19 protein-coding genes are annotated in these 18419 nt (G+C 57.1%); 10 read left to right on the top strand and 9 right to left on the bottom strand.

Translation table 11 applies throughout. The annotated features are described in order from the left end of the window. Positions 1 to 47 precede the first annotated feature (47 nt). The 3 genes from ACE3MN_RS00840 to ACE3MN_RS00830 form a co-directional block, all read right to left on the bottom strand. Positions 48 to 656, bottom strand: coding sequence for a glutathione S-transferase (locus tag ACE3MN_RS00840; protein WP_024359734.1), 609 nt, complete (start codon positions 654 to 656; stop codon positions 48 to 50). Between the two features lie 91 nt (positions 657 to 747). Beyond that, a complete protein-coding gene (locus tag ACE3MN_RS00835) occupies positions 748 to 1884 on the bottom strand; it encodes an HlyD family secretion protein (RefSeq protein ID WP_024359733.1) in 1137 nt (378 codons plus the stop codon). Positions 1885 to 1887: 3 nt separating this feature from the next. Then, on the bottom strand, positions 1888 to 2259 hold the full coding sequence (locus ACE3MN_RS00830) for a DUF3302 domain-containing protein (RefSeq protein ID WP_004137769.1): 372 nt from the start codon (positions 2257 to 2259) through the stop codon (positions 1888 to 1890). Between the two features lie 535 nt (positions 2260 to 2794). On the opposite strand from ACE3MN_RS00830, the gene ACE3MN_RS00825 reads away from it, so the two are divergent. The 3 genes from ACE3MN_RS00825 to mtlR all read left to right on the top strand — a co-directional run bounded on the left by ACE3MN_RS00825 (position 2795) and on the right by mtlR (position 6574). Continuing rightward, positions 2795 to 4705: a PTS mannitol transporter subunit IICBA gene (locus ACE3MN_RS00825; RefSeq protein ID WP_024359732.1), complete on the top strand. Its 1911-nt coding sequence runs from the start codon at positions 2795 to 2797 to the stop codon at positions 4703 to 4705. Between the two features lie 127 nt (positions 4706 to 4832). Further along, positions 4833 to 5981 (top strand): mannitol-1-phosphate 5-dehydrogenase, encoded by a 1149-nt coding sequence (mtlD, locus tag ACE3MN_RS00820; RefSeq protein WP_024359731.1) that lies wholly within the window; start codon positions 4833 to 4835, stop codon positions 5979 to 5981. Next, positions 5978 to 6574, top strand: coding sequence for a mannitol operon repressor MtlR (mtlR, locus tag ACE3MN_RS00815; protein WP_004137764.1), 597 nt, complete (start codon positions 5978 to 5980; stop codon positions 6572 to 6574). Before mtlD ends, mtlR begins: the two co-directional genes overlap by 4 nt. On the opposite strand, the gene ACE3MN_RS00810 is transcribed toward mtlR, so the two are convergent. Next, entirely contained in the window at positions 6563 to 6787 is a 225-nt protein-coding gene (locus ACE3MN_RS00810; RefSeq protein ID WP_004126554.1) for a hypothetical protein, read from the bottom strand. The genes mtlR and ACE3MN_RS00810 overlap by 12 nt on opposite strands. A 274-nt stretch (positions 6788 to 7061) precedes the next feature. On the opposite strand from ACE3MN_RS00810, the gene ACE3MN_RS00805 reads away from it, so the two are divergent. The 5 genes from ACE3MN_RS00805 to trmL all read left to right on the top strand — a co-directional run bounded on the left by ACE3MN_RS00805 (position 7062) and on the right by trmL (position 11953). Further along, complete coding sequence (locus ACE3MN_RS00805) at positions 7062 to 7424, top strand: YibL family ribosome-associated protein (RefSeq protein WP_004137762.1); 363 nt, start codon at positions 7062 to 7064, stop codon at positions 7422 to 7424. Positions 7425 to 7775: 351 nt separating this feature from the next. Further along, complete coding sequence (lldP, locus tag ACE3MN_RS00800) at positions 7776 to 9431, top strand: L-lactate permease (RefSeq protein WP_375364230.1); 1656 nt, start codon at positions 7776 to 7778, stop codon at positions 9429 to 9431. Next, complete coding sequence (gene lldR, locus ACE3MN_RS00795) at positions 9428 to 10201, top strand: transcriptional regulator LldR (RefSeq protein ID WP_004137755.1); 774 nt, start codon at positions 9428 to 9430, stop codon at positions 10199 to 10201. The genes lldP and lldR overlap by 4 nt, the downstream gene beginning before the upstream one ends. Then, positions 10201 to 11430, top strand: a complete 1230-nt coding sequence (gene lldD, locus ACE3MN_RS00790; protein WP_024359729.1) for an FMN-dependent L-lactate dehydrogenase LldD — start codon at positions 10201 to 10203, stop codon at positions 11428 to 11430. The genes lldR and lldD overlap by 1 nt, the downstream gene beginning before the upstream one ends. Positions 11431 to 11479: 49 nt before the next feature. Next, positions 11480 to 11953 carry a tRNA (uridine(34)/cytosine(34)/5-carboxymethylaminomethyluridine(34)-2'-O)-methyltransferase TrmL gene (gene trmL, locus ACE3MN_RS00785; protein ID WP_004137752.1) on the top strand — a complete coding sequence of 158 codons (474 nt, stop codon included), beginning with the start codon at positions 11480 to 11482 and terminating at the stop codon, positions 11951 to 11953. A gap of 153 nt (positions 11954 to 12106) precedes the next feature. Here trmL and cysE read toward each other — a convergent pair whose 3' ends face one another. The 5 genes from cysE to ACE3MN_RS00760 all read right to left on the bottom strand — a co-directional run bounded on the left by cysE (position 12107) and on the right by ACE3MN_RS00760 (position 15346). Beyond that, on the bottom strand, positions 12107 to 12928 hold the full coding sequence (gene cysE / locus ACE3MN_RS00780; protein WP_004106845.1) for a serine O-acetyltransferase: 822 nt from the start codon (positions 12926 to 12928) through the stop codon (positions 12107 to 12109). An 80-nt stretch (positions 12929 to 13008) separates the two neighbouring features. Then, the gene (gpsA, locus tag ACE3MN_RS00775) at positions 13009 to 14025 is read right to left on the bottom strand and encodes an NAD(P)H-dependent glycerol-3-phosphate dehydrogenase (protein WP_024359728.1); all 1017 of its coding nucleotides are present in this window, start codon (positions 14023 to 14025) and stop codon (positions 13009 to 13011) included. Continuing rightward, entirely contained in the window at positions 14025 to 14492 is a 468-nt protein-coding gene (gene secB, locus ACE3MN_RS00770; RefSeq protein WP_004106849.1) for a protein-export chaperone SecB, read from the bottom strand. Before secB ends, gpsA begins: the two co-directional genes overlap by 1 nt. 59 nt (positions 14493 to 14551) lie before the next feature. Further along, complete coding sequence (grxC, locus tag ACE3MN_RS00765; protein ID WP_004106850.1) at positions 14552 to 14803, bottom strand: glutaredoxin 3; 252 nt, start codon at positions 14801 to 14803, stop codon at positions 14552 to 14554. A 111-nt stretch (positions 14804 to 14914) separates the two neighbouring features. Further along, the gene (locus ACE3MN_RS00760) at positions 14915 to 15346 is read right to left on the bottom strand and encodes a rhodanese-like domain-containing protein (protein WP_004126582.1); all 432 of its coding nucleotides are present in this window, start codon (positions 15344 to 15346) and stop codon (positions 14915 to 14917) included. Positions 15347 to 15591: 245 nt separating this feature from the next. Between ACE3MN_RS00760 and gpmM the strand changes: the two genes are divergently transcribed. Together gpmM and envC are read left to right on the top strand one after the other, a co-directional pair. Continuing rightward, positions 15592 to 17136 carry a 2,3-bisphosphoglycerate-independent phosphoglycerate mutase gene (gpmM, locus tag ACE3MN_RS00755; protein ID WP_375364228.1) on the top strand — a complete coding sequence of 515 codons (1545 nt, stop codon included), beginning with the start codon at positions 15592 to 15594 and terminating at the stop codon, positions 17134 to 17136. A gap of 9 nt (positions 17137 to 17145) precedes the next feature. Next, the gene (gene envC / locus ACE3MN_RS00750; RefSeq protein ID WP_049086978.1) at positions 17146 to 18417 is read left to right on the top strand and encodes a murein hydrolase activator EnvC; all 1272 of its coding nucleotides are present in this window, start codon (positions 17146 to 17148) and stop codon (positions 18415 to 18417) included. Positions 18418 to 18419: the final 2 nt, after the last annotated feature.

The following is an 18419-nucleotide window of genomic DNA, read 5'->3' as shown; positions in this document are numbered from 1 at the left end:
GAGCGGCAATTGTAATACCTCCGCGCAAAAACTGTTACCCGTCTGGGTCAACTCACCGGCGGTTCGGTGCGCGCAAAGCTGGCGCGCTGAAAGAGGGAATCCACCAGCCGAACCAGCTTCGGTCGGGTGGCGCACCAGCCCGGCGCGACGCGGCGGAAGTTGAGATAAGCGATGGCGCAGGCGGTCGAAATGGTCGCCAGATTGACCTCCTCAGGACGTAACGTGCCGTCATTCGCATACCCTTCCAGCGCATCAAGACCGCGCGCGATTTTTTCACGCTGGCGCAGCAGTTCGCTTTCCGACTGCTGGGCCGCAGGGCGCGTTTTCTCCCGTACCAGCATTTGCGCAGCTTCCATCACGCCATCAGCCAGCGCTTCAATTTGACGCAATTTCAGCGCAGCCTTCGGCGCCGCAGGCAGCATATCCGGCGCGATGCCGAGCTGCTCCAGATATTGCGCAATAATGGGCGAGTCGTACCAGCATTCACCGTCATCGGTGACCAGCGCGGGTACTTTTCCCAGCGGATTGTACTGCGCCACGCCGTTGGTCTCGTGGTAAGGGAATTCGTTGACGAACTCGAAGGGAATCGCTTTTTCCAGCAGTATGATGGAAATTTTGCGCACAAAGGGACTGGTGTAGCTGCCGATCAGTTTCATTGCCTGCTCCTTTCGCCAACAAAGTAGTCAGTATGGCGCAGTCGCAGGCAAATAGCAGAGAGAGAAATCACCTCATGCCAGACCGACCCCGCTAATGGTCCAGATAGAGATAGTGCATCCAGCTGGTCATCCGCAGCAGCACCTTGCGCATCACTGAAACATGGGTGAAATGATCGGAGTAGACTGCCACCTGGGCGTAAATACCGTCAGGCAGGGCATCTACGGCGGCGTCGGGCTCCAGCTCAATGGTCGCCAGCACGCCGTCGGTGCCCGGCGTCACCGTCAACGCCTGCAGCGTGCCCTGCGCCTGGTACGTTCCCCCCGGCACGACGGGCAGGATGCTCACCAGCTTGCCGCGAAAGACCTGGCCCGGCAGCGCGTTGAACACCGCTTCGGCATCGTCGCCCTTCTCCAGCCTGAGCAGCGAATTTTGCCGGAACTGCGCCACAATCAGCCGTTTTTGCTGGGGGATAAAGACCATCACCGGGCGCAGCGGCAGCGAGGCGGCATAGGTTCCGGGACGAATTAACACTTGGGTGATATAGCCGTCGCTGGGCGCGCGCACGGTCGTCTGATCGAGGTTATATTTCGCCTCCGCCAGCTGTGCGCGCAGGCTAACCACCTGCGACTGCTCACCGTTTATCATGCTATCGAGCTGGCTCTGGATCTGCGCCTGCTCCGCGACCGACCCTTTCACCATCGCATCCTGGGCCAGATAATTTTGCCGGGCATTATCGATATCGCTTTCCGAAAACGGATTGACCCGCGCCTGGCTTCCTTTCAGGTAGCGCTGATAATCCTTATACAGGCGATCGCGCTCCGCCGAAACGCGGGTGGTATTGGCCTGAGCCTCAGAAAGCTGGGCTTTAAGGGTATTAATACTGTGCAGCGCGGTAACAAGGTCGGCCTGTAGCCTGTCCACCCGGGCCTGATAACGCGCCGGATCGATGGTAAACAGCACCTCTCCCTTTTTAACCCGTTGATTGGCTTTATCCGTGACGCTGCTGACCACCCCGGTGACCTGCGGCGTAATAGGAATAGAAATAACCGCTTTTTGCGCGGTAAAGGTATATGGGTGGTTGTAGTTCATTAATAAGATAAGCGCGCTAACAATAAATACGCCACCCAGCGCCGCGGTGGGAACCGTCCATTTATTTACCGGGATCTTAAATATTTTAAATATCGACCAGGCAATCGCCACATAGGTCAAAATAATCAGTAGATCCATGAGTTATTTCTCCACCGAAGGAGGTTGAGCTGACAGTCGAAGACCGGTTATTTGCTGCTCGAGCGCGATAACCCGCTGGCGCAGTTCGCTGATTTCGCCCTCCTCTTCCGCCGCCTCAGACGGCGCCCCATCCCGCCCGTGCTGCATGCCCCAGCCGCGTTCAGGCCGATAAAGCGTGGCCCAGATCCATAAAAACGGCCAGATGACGTGCAGCGTAAAAAGACTCACCCAGCCTGCGACGTGAATCGCATCGGCATGCGGGTGATTACGTTTCTTCGCGATCAGGTAAGGAATATCATGGAGAATGATGATTCCATAAAAAATCACCAGAAATACAAAGATCAGAACGCCGAGCGCAAAATAATTGAGAAACATAATTTCCTCGGATTTACGCTAATTATTTTTAAGATGTGTGTCGGGCCGGATAAAAAAATGGCCGACAAACTGAGCATAATTCACCCGTTTCATTTTCGCCATTGACGACTAAAATGTTCTTGAGCAGATCGCGTTGCTGAATGACGCATCGGCAAGCGGAACGCGGCATAACCTGCGCGAGATCACACCAGGTTAAATCCGGGTGAAAATATTTTGTGATATACATCACAAACAAATAACAAAATGCCAAAGTAAATTTGTGATTTTCATCACATAAAAATGCATAACACCCCCTAAAAACCCGGTCTGTTGTTTTTTTACACACCTATTTTGTGATGAAGATCACCACAAAAGACCATCATCGCCCTATATTCATGTGATCTGTATCACATAAAAATCCATCGACTGGACAGCTTAACGATTCAGTGCCAGATTTCGCACTATCACTCAGGGCCCGGCTACCTCTGCCGCCTTATTAACAACAAGCCTCGGGCTTTCAGCCTGCCGATAGCAAAAACAGAAGAAGGGGTGTTTTATGTCATCCGATATCAAGATCAAAGTGCAAAGCTTTGGTCGTTTCCTCAGCAATATGGTGATGCCAAATATCGGCGCGTTTATCGCGTGGGGTATTATCACCGCTCTATTCATTCCGACAGGATGGTTACCGAACGAAACGCTGGCGAAGCTGGTTGGTCCGATGATCACCTATCTGCTGCCGCTGCTGATCGGTTATACCGGCGGTAAGCTGGTTGGCGGCGAGCGCGGCGGCGTAGTCGGCGCGATTACCACCATGGGCGTTATCGTCGGCGCGGATATGCCGATGTTCCTCGGCTCCATGATCGCCGGCCCGCTGGGCGGCTGGGCAATTAAAAAATTCGACGTCTGGGTAGACGGTAAGATTAAATCCGGTTTTGAGATGCTGGTGAATAACTTCTCCGCAGGCATCATCGGTATGATCCTCGCCATTCTGGCGTTCCTCGGCATTGGCCCGGCGGTTGAAATCCTGTCGAAAATTTTGGCCGCAGGCGTTAACTTCATGGTGGCACACGAGATGCTGCCGCTGGCGTCTATCTTTGTTGAACCGGCGAAAATCCTGTTCCTCAACAACGCCATTAACCACGGTATTTTCTCGCCGCTGGGTATTCAGCAATCCCACGAGCTGGGCAAATCCATCTTCTTCCTGATCGAAGCTAACCCGGGTCCGGGGATGGGCGTCCTGCTGGCGTATATGTTCTTCGGCCGCGGCAGCGCCAAACAGTCCGCGGGCGGTGCGGCAATCATCCACTTCCTCGGCGGTATCCACGAGATTTACTTCCCGTACGTGCTGATGAACCCGCGCCTGATTCTGGCCGTTATCCTCGGCGGGATGACCGGCGTGTTCACGCTGACCATCCTCAACGGTGGTCTGGTCTCTCCGGCTTCTCCGGGCTCCATCCTGGCCGTGCTGGCAATGACGCCGAAGGGCGCCTACTTCGCTAACATCGCCGCGATTGTCGCCGCGATGGCCGTTTCCTTCGTGGTCGCAGCGGTTCTGCTGAAAACCAGCAAAGTGAAAGAAGAAGATGATATCGAAGCCGCGACCCGCCGCATGCACGATATGAAAGCCGAATCCAAAGGCGGCGCGACTCCGCTGGCCGCTGGCGATGGCGCGAACGACCTGAGCCACGTGCGTAAAATCATCGTCGCCTGCGACGCCGGTATGGGCTCCAGCGCCATGGGCGCAGGCGTGCTGCGTAAAAAAGTGCAGGATGCCGGGCTGAGCAACATCTCCGTGACTAACTGTGCAATTAACAACCTGCCGCCGGATGTGGACCTGGTCATCACCCATCGCGATCTGACCGAGCGCGCGATGCGTCAGGTGCCGCAGGCACAGCATATTTCGCTAACCAACTTCCTCGACAGCGGCCTGTACACCAGCTTGACCGAACGTCTGGTGGCGGCGCAGCGCCATACTGACAACGAAGAGAAAGTCCGCGATAGCCTGAAAGACAGCTTCGACGCGGCTGACACCAACCTGTTCAAACTCGGCGCGGAGAACATCTTCCTCGGCCGTAAAGCGGCGACCAAAGAAGAAGCGATTCTGTTTGCCGGCGAGCAGCTGGTGAAAGGCGGCTACGTTGAGCCGGAATACGTCCAGGCGATGCTGGACCGTGAAAAGCTGACCTCCACCTATCTGGGTGAGTCCATCGCGGTACCGCACGGCACTATTGAAGCCAAAGATCGCGTCCTGAAAACCGGCATCGTCTTCTGCCAGTATCCGGAAGGCGTGCGCTTCGGCGAAGAAGAGGACGAGGTGGCTCGCCTGGTTATCGGTATCGCGGCTCGTAATAACGAGCATATTCAGGTCATTACCAGCCTGACTAACGCGCTGGACGATGAGTCGGTGATTGAGCGTCTGACGAAAACCACCAGCGTTGATGAAGTTCTGACGCTGCTGAAAGGGTAATTTGTCTCCCGGCGGTACGCCGGGAAACGCCCCCCCCTCTCTCCTGAGTCATGGGGAGAGGGTTTGGGTGAGGGAAAAGCCTCACCCCAGCCCTCTCAGGTAAAAACATTAATTGAAGGTTAATTCTATGAAAGCATTACATTTTGGCGCAGGTAATATCGGTCGTGGCTTTATCGGCAAACTGCTGGCGGACGCGGGGATACAGCTGACGTTTGCGGATGTAAATCAGGTCGTGCTTGATGCCCTGAATGCCCGTCATAGCTATCAGGTTCACGTGGTCGGCGAGAACGAGCAGGTCGATACCGTTTCCGGCGTTGACGCCGTCAGCAGCATCGGCGACGAAGTTGTAGAGCTGATTGCCAGCGTGGATCTGGTGACCACCGCCGTCGGCCCGGTCGTGCTGGAGCGCATCGCCCCGGCGATTGCCAAAGGCCTGGCTAAACGCAAGGCGCAGGGCGTTACGGCCCCGCTGAATATCATCGCCTGCGAGAATATGATTCGCGGCACCAGCCAGCTTAAGGGCCACGTTTTTAACGCCCTGGCCGAAGAGGATAAAGCCTGGGTTGAAACCAACGTCGGCTTCGTTGATTCCGCCGTTGACCGCATCGTTCCGCCGTCCGCTTCCGCCACTCACGATCCGCTGGAAGTCACCGTGGAAACCTTCAGCGAGTGGATTGTCGACAAGACCCAGTTCAAAGGCGAGCTGCCGGACATCCCGGGTATGGAATTAACCGATAACCTGATGGCATTTGTCGAACGTAAGCTATTCACCTTAAACACCGGACATGCTATAACCGCCTACCTCGGAAAACTGGCGGGTCACCAGACGATTCGCGACGCGATTCTTGATGAGAATATTCGCGCCGTGGTCAAAGGGGCGATGGAAGAGAGCGGCGCGGTGCTGATCAAACGTTATGCCTTTGATGCGCAAAAGCACGCTGCATACATCCAGAAAATTATTGGTCGTTTCGAGAACCCGTATCTGAAAGATGACGTTGAGCGCGTTGGCCGCCAGCCGCTGCGCAAACTGAGCGCGGGGGATCGCTTAATTAAGCCGCTGCTCGGTACGCTGGAATATGGCCTGCCGCACCGGAATCTGGTGAAAGGGATCGCCGCGGCGATGCATTTCCGCAGCGAAGAGGACCCGCAGGCGCAGGAACTGGCGGCGCTGATTGCCGAGAAAGGCCCGCAGGCGGCGCTGGCGCAGATTTCGGGTCTGGACGCGGCAAGCGAAGTGGTGGCGGAGGCCGTTAACGACTACAGCGCCACCAAATGAGGCAAGACCTGGCGCGGTCCGAACCGCGCCCATTACTCATGTCAGATATGCAGGCAATAATGGAAGAAACACAGGCATTTGAAAACCGTGTGCTTGAACGTCTGAATGCTGGCAAAACCGTAAGAAGCTTCCTGATCGCCACCGTTGAACTGCTGACGGAAGCGGTCAATATTCTGGTGCTTCAGGTATTCCGTAAAGACGACTACGCGGTGAAATACGCAGTGGAGCCGTTGCTGGACGGCGACGGGCCGCTTGGCGACCTTTCTGTACGCCTGAAGCTGATTTACGGCCTTGGGGTGATTAGCCGCGCCGAATATGAAGACGCTGAACTACTGATGGCCCTGCGCGAAGAGCTGAACCACGACGGTAATGAGTACAGCTTTACCGACGATGAGATCCTTGGGCCGTTTGGCGAACTGCACTGCGTGGCCGCTCTGCCGCCAACGCCGCTATTTGATGAGAGCGATGCGGACCTGCTGGCAATGCAAAAGCTGCGCTACCAGCAGGTCGTACGTTCAACGATGATGCTATCTCTGACCGAGCTGATTTCTAAAATCAGCTTAAAAAAAGCCTTTCAAAAATCAACGCTCTGATTCTGGCTCTTGCTGGTCGCACGTCGGCCGATAAAGCTGACGATAATACTCAAGACGCCGCAGAAATAGCGCTTCCTTATCAGCCGGAATATCCGGCGGTATATGCTGCAAACGCGGAGATTTTTTCAGATATTCCATAAAAGCCTGACTTGAAGCCATAAAATCTACGGCCTTGTCAATAATACGCGGTACGCCGTCGCCGATTTTCGCCATCACGCTCTCCTCTGCTCGGGAATGATCTTATTAAGGATTAGCCAAAAATAGGGTTTCAGATGAGGAAAACGTGCTTAATGACCGACAGGCTTCACAGAAATGAATATTCGCCAACTCTGGCTTAAAATGATTTTTATGTTCAACAAGTTATAATATGCCGCTACGGCTGTTATGACCAAAAAACGGCGACATTTTGATAAATAACTACCCACAACCCAAGCGACAGCACATACTATAGTCTGATAATGCCCCTTTCTTAATAGATTAAGCCATCATGAAAGAAGTCGAAAAAAACGAAATTAAACGTCTGAGCGATCGCCTTGACGCCATCCGCCACCAGCAGGCCGATCTCTCCCTGGTTGAAGCCGCAGAAAAATACGCCGAACTGGAAAAAGAGAAAACCACCATTGAGGCAGAAATCATCCGCCTGCGTGAGGTTCAGGGCCAGAAGCTGAGCAAAGAAGCGCAAAAGCTGATGGACATGCCGCATCGCCGCGCCATCACCAAAAAAGAGCAGGCCGATATGGGCAAGCTCAAGAAAAGCGTGCGCGGTCTGGTTGTTGTTCACCCGATGACCGCGCTGGGCCGCGAAATGGGCCTCAAAGAGATGACCGGCTTCGCCAAAACCGCTTTCTAATCCTGTCGTCCCCGGGGGCGGCGCTTGACGCGCCTTGCCCGGGCTACGGGTTCACCGCCGCCTGCGGGCCGGTAGCCCGGACAGATGCGCCAGCATCGCCTCCGGGACAGGCTCTGTTTCAAACGCCATATTCCCGCTAATTGGCCCTACCAATTATTTCTTAAATCGCCCAATGGTTCACATATCCATCATTTTTCGTCACAGACATATTGCTCATCAATAACATTTGATTAACCATTCGTTGTCGTTAATCCTACAATCGCAATTTGGCTGGGCCAATTTTACAAATGATGTGACCTGCTAAGAGCGTAAGACTCAGCACGCCATCATGACGGCCCGATGGAGACCTGCATGAACCTCTGGCAACAAAATTACGATCCGGCCGGCAATATCTGGCTATCGAGTCTTATCGCATCGCTACCGATTCTGTTTTTCTTCTTTGCCCTGATTAAGCTCAAGCTGAAAGGGTACGTCGCCGCGACCTGGACCGTGGTCATTGCGCTCTCCGTCGCCCTGCTGTTCTACAAAATGCCGGTCGACCACGCGCTGGCCTCCGTCGTCTACGGCTTCTTCTACGGCCTGTGGCCAATCGCGTGGATTATTATCGCCGCGGTCTTCGTCTATAAAATCTCGGTGAAAACCGGGCAGTTCGACATTATCCGCTCATCGATTTTGTCGATTACCCCGGACCAGCGTCTGCAAATGCTGATCGTCGGTTTCTCCTTCGGCGCGTTCCTCGAAGGGGCTGCGGGTTTTGGCGCGCCGGTCGCCATTACCGCGGCGCTGCTGGGGGGTCTCGGCTTTAACCCGCTGTATGCGGCGGGTCTGTGCCTGATCGTCAACACCGCGCCGGTCGCGTTTGGCGCGATGGGCATTCCCATTCTGGTCGCCGGACAGGTGACGGGCCTCGACAGCTTCGAAATCGGCCAGATGGTTGGCCGCCAGCTGCCGTTCCTGACCATCATCGTGCTGTTCTGGATCATGGCAATTATGGACGGCTGGCGCGGCATTAAAGAGACCTGGCCCGCGGTCATGGTCGCCGGCGGCTCCTTTGCGATTGCTCAGTATCTCAGCTCAAACTTCCTCGGCCCGGAGCTGCCGGACATTATCTCTTCACTGGTATCGCTGGTCTGCCTGACGCTGTTCCTCAAACGCTGGCAGCCGGTTCGCATCTTCCGCTTCGGCGATATGGGCGCATCGCAGGTCGATATGAACCTGGCGCGCACCCGCTACACGCCGGGACAGGTGATTCGCGCCTGGTCGCCGTTCCTGTTTCTGACCGCAACCGTGACCCTGTGGAGCGTGCCGCCGTTCAAAGCGCTGTTCGCCCCGGGCGGTGCGATGTACGATTTTGTGATTAATATTTCCGTGCCGTTCCTCGACAAAATGGTGGCCCGCATGCCGCCGGTGGTCAACGAAGCGACGCCTTACGCCGCGGTCTATAAGTTTGACTGGCTCTCCGCCACCGGCACCGCCATCCTGTTCGCCGCGCTGCTTTCCATCGTCTGGCTGCGCATGAAGCCGAAGGACGCGATCTCAACCTTCGGCAGCACGCTGAAAGAACTGGCGCTGCCGATTTACTCCATCGGCATGGTGCTGGCGTTCGCCTTTATTTCTAACTATTCCGGTCTCTCCTCAACGCTGGCCCTTGCGCTGGCGCATACCGGGCACGCGTTTACCTTCTTCTCGCCGTTCCTCGGCTGGCTGGGGGTATTCCTGACCGGTTCGGATACCTCGTCGAACGCGCTGTTTGCCGCGCTGCAGGCGACGGCGGCCCAGCAGATTGGCGTCTCCGATATCCTGCTGGTCGCCGCCAACACCACCGGCGGCGTGACCGGGAAAATGATCTCCCCGCAGTCTATCGCCATCGCCTGTGCGGCGGTCGGTCTGGTGGGGAAAGAGTCGGACCTGTTCCGCTTTACCGTGAAACATAGTCTGATTTTCACCTGCATGGTCGGCGTGATCACTACCCTGCAGGCCTACGTCTTAACCTGGATGATCCCGTGATAGTGATGCCAAAACGCCTTGCCGACGATGTAGCCCGTCGCGTGCGGGCGCTGATTGAAGAACAAAAGCTGGAGGCGGGCATGCGATTGCCCGCCGAACGTCAGCTGGCGGCGCAGCTGGGCGTATCGCGCAATTCGCTGCGCGAAGCGCTGGCGATGTTAGTCAACGAAGGCGTGCTGCTCAGCCGTCGCGGCGGCGGCACCTTCGTGCGCTGGCAGCATGAAGCGTGGTCGGAGCAAAACATCGTCCAGCCGCTGAAGACGCTGCTCTCCGACGACCCCGATTACAGTTTTGATATCCTTGAAGCCCGTCACGCCATTGAAGCCAGTACCGCCTGGCATGCGGCGATGCGGGCAACCGATGCCGAAAAAGAGAAAATCCGCCTCTGCTTTGAAGCCACTCAAAGCGAAGACCCTGACCTGGCTTCGCAGGCCGACGTCCGCTTCCACCTGGCGATTGCCGAAGCCTCGCACAACGTAGTGCTGCTGCAAACCATGCGCGGTTTTTTCGACCTCTTACAGTCCTCAGTCAAGGAGAGCCGCCAGCGGATGTATCTCGTCCCGCCGGTATTCGCTCGCCTGACCGAACAGCACCAGGCGGTCATGGAGGCGATTATCGCCGGTGACCCGGAAGGTGCCAGACAGGCGATGATGGCCCATTTGGCCTTCGTTCACGCCACGATCAAACGTTTTGATGAAGACCAGGCCCGCCAGGCGCGAATTACCCGCCTGCCCGGTGACCATAACGAAAATACCAGGGAGAACTTGTGATGATTATTTCCGCCGCCAGCGACTACCGCGCCGCCGCACAGCGTATCCTGCCACCGTTCCTGTTCCACTATATCGACGGCGGCGCTTACGCCGAGCACACCCTGCGTCGCAACGTTGAAGACCTCTCCGACGTCGCGCTCCGCCAGCGTATTCTGCGCAATATGTCAGACCTGAGCCTGGAAACCACCTTATTCAACGAGAAGCTGGCGATGCCGACGGCGCTGGCGCCGGTTGGGCTGTGCGGAATGTACGCGCGCCGCGGTGAAGTGCAGGCGGCAGGCGCGGCGGATGAGAAAGGCATTCCATTCACCCTCTCTACCGTTTCCGTCTGCCCGATTGAAGAGGTCGCCCCGACCATTAAGCGCCCGATGTGGTTCCAGCTGTACGTCCTGCGCGACCGCGGTTTTATGCGCAATGCGCTGGAGCGGGCGAAGGCGGCGGGCTGTTCAACGCTGGTCTTTACCGTCGATATGCCGACCCCCGGCGCGCGCTATCGCGACGCTCACTCCGGGATGAGCGGCCCGAATGCGGCAATGCGCCGCTACTGGCAGGCGGTGACCCATCCGCAGTGGGCATGGGACGTCGGATTAAACGGTCGGCCGCACGATTTGGGCAATATCTCCGCCTACCTCGGCAAACCGACCGGCCTGGAAGATTACATCGGCTGGCTGGCGAATAACTTCGATCCATCGATTTCCTGGAAAGACCTTGAGTGGATCCGCGATTTCTGGGATGGCCCGATGGTGATCAAGGGGATCCTCGATCCGGAAGACGCCCGCGACGCGGTGCGCTTCGGCGCTGACGGGATCGTGGTTTCCAACCACGGCGGCCGCCAGCTTGATGGCGTGCTCTCTTCCGCCCGCGCCCTGCCCGCGATTGCCGATGCGGTTAAAGGCGACATTACCATCCTCGCCGATAGCGGCATCCGCAACGGTCTCGATGTCGTACGCATGATCGCCCTCGGCGCCGACAGCGTGCTGCTGGGCCGCGCTTATCTGTATGCGCTCGCCACCCACGGCAAGCAGGGGGTCGCCAATCTGCTGAACCTGATCGAGAAAGAGATGAAGGTGGCGATGACGCTGACCGGCGCGAAAACCATCGGCGAAATCAGCCGTGAATCTTTAGTCCAGAACGCCGATGCGCTACGGACCTTTGATACGATCGCAGCAGGAAACCCGGCAGTGACCCCTCTTCCCCAAGGAGAGGGAACCGTCCGGCAGGCGGGGTGAGGGTTGACCAAATATCTGCTATTCTGCCCCCCGCAATTAAGGGGGCAGTATGCTGAACATCGTCTTATTCGAACCAGAAATCCCGCCAAATACCGGGAATATCATCCGCCTGTGCGCTAACACCGGCTTCAATCTGCATATTATCGAACCCATGGGTTTTGCCTGGGACGACAAGCGTCTTCGCCGCGCCGGGCTGGATTACCATGAGTTCGCCGCCGTCCAGCGCCATCGTGATTACGCCGCTTTTATTGAAAGCGCAAAGCCGCAGCGTCTGTTCGCCCTGACCACCAAAGGTACCCCGGCGCATAGCGCGGTGAGCTATCAGGATGGCGATTTTCTGCTGTTTGGCCCGGAAACCCGCGGCCTGCCAGCCTGCATTCTCGATGCCCTGCCGCCAGAGCAAAAAATTCGTATTCCAATGATGCCGGACAGCCGCAGCATGAACCTGTCGAACGCGGTGTCGGTGGTGGTGTATGAAGCCTGGCGCCAGCTGGGATATCCCGGCGCGGTACTGCGCAGCTAGCCTGCGCTCTTCCCGGATGGCGGCGCGCGGCGCCTTATCCGGGCTAAATGCTAGCTTTCTCCCGGAGGCGGCGCGTAGCGCCTGTCCGGGCTACCAGACAGCGCTCGGTTTTGTAGCCCGGATAGATGCGCAGCATCGCCTCCGGGAAATCAATCAGATACCGTCGCCGTACTCGAAGGTATGGTGTATGCCGTTAAAGTGCTGATCCATATCCATCGCGGGCTTATCGCTCTCCGGCTTACCCACGATGCGGGCGGGAACGCCTGCGGCGGTGGTATGCGGCGGCACCGGCTGTAGCACCACCGAACCCGCGCCGATTTTAGCCCCGCGTCCGACTTCGATATTGCCGAGGATCTTCGCCCCGGCGCCAATCATCACGCCTTCGCGAATTTTCGGATGACGATCGCCGCTGGTTTTACCGGTACCGCCAAGGGTCACGGATTGCAGAATCGACACATCGTCTTCAATCACCGCCGTTTCGCCGACCACAATGCCGGTGGCGTGGTCCAGCATGATCCCGCGACCAATCTTCGCCGCCGGGTGGATATCCACCTGGAACGATACGGACACTTGATTCTGCAGGAAGATTGCCAGCGCCCGACGCCCCTGATTCCACAGCCAGTGGCCGATACGATAGGCCTGCAGCGCGTGGAACCCTTTCAGATAGAGCAGCGGCGTCGAATATTTGTCCACCGCCGGGTCGCGGGTACGCACCGCCTGAATATCGCAGGCGGCGGAGGCGATCATTTCCGGGTCGGCGGCGTAGGCCTCTTCCACCACTTCACGAATCGCGATGGCGGGCATGATCGGAGAGGCGAGCTTGTTAGCCAGCATATAGCTCAGGGCGCTGCCGAGATTTTCGTGCTTGAGTAGCGTGGCGTGGTAAAAACTGGCGAGCATTGGCTCACAGTCAGCTAAAGCCCGAGCTTCAGCTTTAATATTATTCCAGACGATATCCAGTTCTTCACACGGCATTGCTGACTCCAGACGATATAATAATGACCGGCCAGTTCTTTGCTGGCCGGGTCATTCAGGTGATCCAGGTTCCATCGCAGTTAGTTGCTACGCTCGTCCTTGCGTGCACGACCTAATAAGGTCAATGCTGCCTCGCGCGCAATTTTTCCGCAATACAATACCTGATAAATTTCCTCGGTTATTGGCATTTCGACGCCTAAACGCTGCGCGAGAACGCGAACCTCTTTGGTATTGCGGTAGCCTTCAACCACCTGGCCAATCTTCTCCTGCGCGCTTTGCACGTCCATGCCCTGACCGAGCATCATGCCGAAGCGGCGGTTACGCGACTGGTTATCGGTGCAGGTCAGTACCAGATCGCCTAAGCCCGCCATCCCCATAAAGGTCTCCGGATCGGCACCCAGCGCCTCCCCGAGGCGGGACATCTCAACCAGCCCGCGGGTAATCAGCGCGGTACGCGCGTTGGCGCCAAAGCCGATGCCGTCAGACATGCCAGCGCCAATAGCGATGACGTTTTTCACCGCGCCGCCGAGCTGCACGCCGATAAAGTCCGGGTTGATATAGACGCGGAAGCTCTTGCCGCAGTGCAGCAGGCTTTGCAAATCGTCAGCGAACTGCGGGTCCGTAGACGCCAGCGAGATCGCGGTCGGCAGGCCTGCCGCCAGCTCTTTGGCGAAGGTTGGGCCGGAAATCACCGCCAGCGGAATAGCCTCGCCCAGCGCTTCACGCGCCACGTCCTGCAGCAGGCGTCCGGTTTCGGCTTCCAGACCTTTTGTCGCCCATACCAGACGCGCGTCGGGGCGCATCAGCGGCTTAATCTGGCGCAGAACCTGCCCGAAGACGTGACTGGGCACCACCACGAGAATATCGCGGCTGGCGGCAAGCGCCGTTGCCAGGTCGCTCTCAAGGTGCAGCGTATCCGGGAATGGAACATCGGGAAGGAACGCAGCGTTGCAGCGATCGTTCTGCAGCGTCGCGATATGTTTCGGGTCATGGCCCCAGAGGACAACCTCGTGGCCATTTCTTGCCAGGGTGATGGCAAGAGCGGTGCCGTAAGAGCCGGCACCGATCACAGTCATTGCAGCGTTAAGCGCGTTCATCAGGCATCCTGATGTTGTTCAGCACCTTCGCCAGCCTGCTGCTGCAGATAGTTCATAAACAGCGCATCGAAGTTCACTGGCGCAAGGTTCAGTTGCGGGAAGGTACCGCGAGAAACCAGGCTGGTGATGCACTCGCGCGCGTACGGGAACAGAATGTTCGGGCAGTATGCGCCGAGGCAGTGCGCCATCTGGGTACCGTCGATGCCTTCGATGGAGAAAATGCCGCCCTGCTGTACTTCACACAGGAATGCGGTTTCTTCGCCCAGAGAGGCGGTTACGGTTACGCGCAGCACCACTTCATACACGCCTTCAGCCAGCTGGCTGGAAGCCGTATCCAGATCAAGTTTAACTTCCGGCTGCCAATCTTTCTGGAAAACTTGCGGCGCGTTCGGCGCTTCAAAAGAGATATCTTTGGTGTAGATGCGCTGAATCTGGAAAGTCATTTCGGTGCTATTTTGTTCTGACATAGTAAAACCCTTTCGTGTTGTCCTTAAGTACGCCCGTCCAATGGGGATGAGCGCAAAAATTAGCGCAGGAGGGGATCGAGTCCACCACGTGAATCAAGCGCATACAAGTCGTCACAGCCGCCAATGTGCTGCGCATCAATAAAAATCTGCGGAACCGTCGTCCGACCGCTGCGCTGAATCATCTCTTCACGCTTCGCAGCATCGCCATCGATAGGCAACTCGTTGAACGTCACGCCCTTGCTGTTCAGCAGCGCTTTTGCACGTACGCAGAACGGGCAGGTCGCTTTGGTATAGATATCAATATTGGCCATGACTTCACTCCTGTTTTTACCCCCGAGAGTTTCACGCCGCAGTCGCTGTTTTCCCGCTGGCGAATAGCCGCCGCAGGGGAAACCGCGCTACGCCATAAAGACGCGGGTAAATTATTTACCGCGTACCAGCGGAAGGTTCTCGCCGCTCCAGCCAGCGATGCCCTCTTTCAGTACGAAGACCTTTTCAAAGCCGGCTTTGTTCAGCGCGCTGGCGGGTTCTTGCGCCTGCATACCTGAGCCGTCTACTACTATAATGGGTTGTGCTTTGTGCTTTTCCAACTCGCCGACGTTATTTGCTTTGATATCGCTCGGCAGCAGGTTAATAGAACCCGCAATGTGGCCTTTACGGAAATCGTCACGCTGACGCAGGTCGACAACCACGGCATCTTCTTTGTTGATCAGGCGCGTCGCTTCACCACGGGTAATGACTTTAACTTTCGACATCAGCCCTTTAAAGGTGGTGAACAGCACCGCCACCAGCAGCGCGACCCACGCGATGCTCAGGACGGGGTGACGGCTGATGAATTGCATAATTTCTTGCATGGGGGGTTACAACTCCCGACTAAGTGATAAAAAAACCAGGGAAGGAGTATACCTGTGCATTGCGGCAAATACAGCCAGTGAGCGCGATGTAATGTATTTTCTGCGGCCCGTCACGAAAAAAAACCGCTCTCGCCGCAGCGATGCGCTCTGGCCGCCCTCTTTCTTTGATCTTTTACGGTGATTTGATCGATTCAGCTGTAGTAAAATTACGCAAATTTTCTGTCTTTGAGCATGAGGTTGTCGCAATGTCGGTTTCTAAAAAACCTATGGTACTGGTGATTCTGGATGGCTATGGCTACCGTGAAGACCAGCAGGATAACGCTATTTATAGCGCCAAAACCCCTGTTATGGACGCACTGTGGGCGAAACGTCCGCACACTCTGATCGATGCTTCAGGCCTGGAAGTCGGTCTGCCGGATCGTCAAATGGGCAACTCTGAAGTGGGCCACGTCAACCTCGGCGCGGGCCGCATCGTGTACCAGGATCTGACCCGCCTGGACGTTGAAATCAAAGAACGCACCTTCTTCGCCAACCCGGTACTGACCGGCGCGGTCGATAAAGCCGTCGCCGCGGGCAAAGCCGTGCATATCATGGGCCTGATGTCGCCGGGCGGCGTCCACAGCCACGAAGACCACATCATGGCGATGGTTGAACTGGCAGCCGAGCGCGGCGCGGATAAAATTTATCTGCACGCCTTCCTTGACGGCCGCGATACCCCGCCGCGCAGCGCTGAAAAAACGCTGGCGAAATTCGAAGACAAATTTGCCGCGCTGGGCAAAGGCCGCGTCGCCTCGATCATTGGCCGCTACTACGCCATGGACCGCGACAACCGTTGGGATCGCGTTGAGCAGGCTTACGATCTGATGACCCTGGCAAAAGGCGAGTTCCAGGCCGATACCGCCGTTGCGGGCCTGCAGGCCGCTTATGCGCGCGATGAGAACGATGAGTTTGTGAAAGCGACCGTTATTCGCGCCGCAGGCCAGGCCGATGCGGCGATGGAAGACGGCGATGCGCTGATTTTCATGAACTTCCGCGCCGACCGCGCCCGCGAAATTACCCGCGCCTTCGTTAACGCCGATTTCGACGGCTTCGCCCGTAAGAAAGTGGTGAATCTCGATTTCATCATGCTGACCGAATACGCCGCCGACATTAAAGTCGCCTGTGCTTATCCGCCGGCGTCTCTGACCAATACTTTCGGCGAATGGATGGCGAAGAACGACAAAACCCAGCTGCGCATCTCCGAAACCGAAAAATACGCTCACGTCACCTTCTTCTTCAACGGCGGCGTTGAAGAGCCGTTCAAAGGCGAAGAGCGCATTCTGATCAACTCGCCGAAGGTCGCGACCTACGATCTGCAGCCGGAAATGAGCTCCGCCGAGCTGACCGAAAAACTGGTTGCCGCCATCAAGGGCGGTCAGTTCGACACCATTATCTGTAACTACCCGAACGGCGATATGGTTGGTCATACCGGGGTGATGGAAGCCGCCGTTAAAGCGGTGGAAGCGCTGGATCACTGCATCGACCAGGTTAGCAAAGCCGTTGAATCCGTTGGCGGACAGCTGCTGATCACCGCAGACCACGGCAACGCCGAGCAGATGCGCGACCCGGGCACCGGTCAGGCACACACCGCGCACACCAACCTGCCGGTTCCGCTGATTTACGTTGGCGATAAAAACGTCAAAGCGGTTAACGGCGGCAAACTTTCCGACATCGCGCCGACCATGCTGACGCTGATGGGAATGGAAATCCCGCAAGAGATGACTGGCAAGCCGCTGTTCATCGTGGAATAATCCTTCCCCATGAGGGGAAAGGCGACTTATTCAACTACATGGATCGCAACGGCAGTTCGATCCGTCCTTTACGCCAGCGCGCTTAGCGCTGGCGTATTGCTGTGCGCCGCATCTGCTCACGCCGACGACCGCGACCAGCTTAAATCCATTCAGGCCGATATCGCCGCTAAACAGAGGGCGATTAAGCAGCAGCAGCAGCAGCGCGCTTCCCTGGTCGCGCAGCTTAAAGCGCAGGAGGAGGCCATCTCCGCCGCCGCGCGCAAGCTGCGTGAAACCCAGGAAACGCTGAATCAGCTAAATAAGCAGATCGATGAAATGAACGCCGCCCTTGCGAAGCTGGAGCGTCAGCGCGCCTCGCAGGAGCGTAATCTTTCCGCGCAGCTCGATGCCGCGTTTCGTCAGGGGCCGCATACCGGCATCCAGATGATCCTTAGCGGCGAAGAGGGGCAGCGTAACCAGCGCATGCAGGCCTATTTCGGCTATCTGAACCAGGCGCGCCAGGAAACCATTGCCGAGCTTAAGAAGACCCGCGAAGACGTAGCGGTGCAAAAAAGCATGCTGGAAGAGAAACAGAGCCAGCAGCAAACCCTGGTTTACGAACAGCGCGCCCAGCAGAGCAAGCTGGAGCAGGCGCGCAACGAGCGTAAAAAGACCCTCGCCAGCCTGGAATCCTCCATTCAGCAAGGTCAGCAACAGCTCAGCGAAATGCGGGCTAACGAATCGCGCCTGCGCGGTCGTATCGCCCAGGCGGCGGCGGCGGCCAAAGCGCGGGCGGATCGCGAAGCCCGCGAAGCGCAGGATGTGCGCGATCGCCAGCAGGAAGCCTCGCGTAAAGGCACCACCTACAAACCTACCGAAAGCGAACGCTCGCTGATGTCCCGCACCGGCGGGCTTGGCTCACCGCGCGGCCAGGCATTCTGGCCGGTTCGCGGCTCAATTCTCCATCGTTATGGCGAACAGCTGCAGGGTGAGCTACGTTGGAAAGGGATGGTTATCGCTGCGTCTGAAGGCACCGAGGTCAAAGCCGTTGCCGATGGTCGGGTTATTCTCGCCGACTGGCTGCAGGGCTATGGCCTGGTGGTGGTCGTTGAACACGGCAAAGGCGACATGAGTCTTTACGGCTATAACCAAAGCGCGCTGGTCAGCGTCGGCACTCAGGTCCGGGCGGGCCAGCCGATCGCTCTCGTAGGCAGCAGCGGCGGTCAGGGCCGTCCGTCGCTCTATTTCGAAATTCGCCGCCAGGGTCAGGCGGTCAATCCACAGCCGTGGTTGGGAAGATAAGT

Origin of the sequence: Klebsiella grimontii (assembly GCF_042137965.1) — a bacterium.
GTDB classification, from domain to species: Bacteria; Pseudomonadota; Gammaproteobacteria; order Enterobacterales; family Enterobacteriaceae; genus Klebsiella; species Klebsiella grimontii.
The sequence above is the reverse complement of the archived record's forward strand: the minus strand, read 5'-3'. Positions and strand labels throughout refer to the sequence as shown.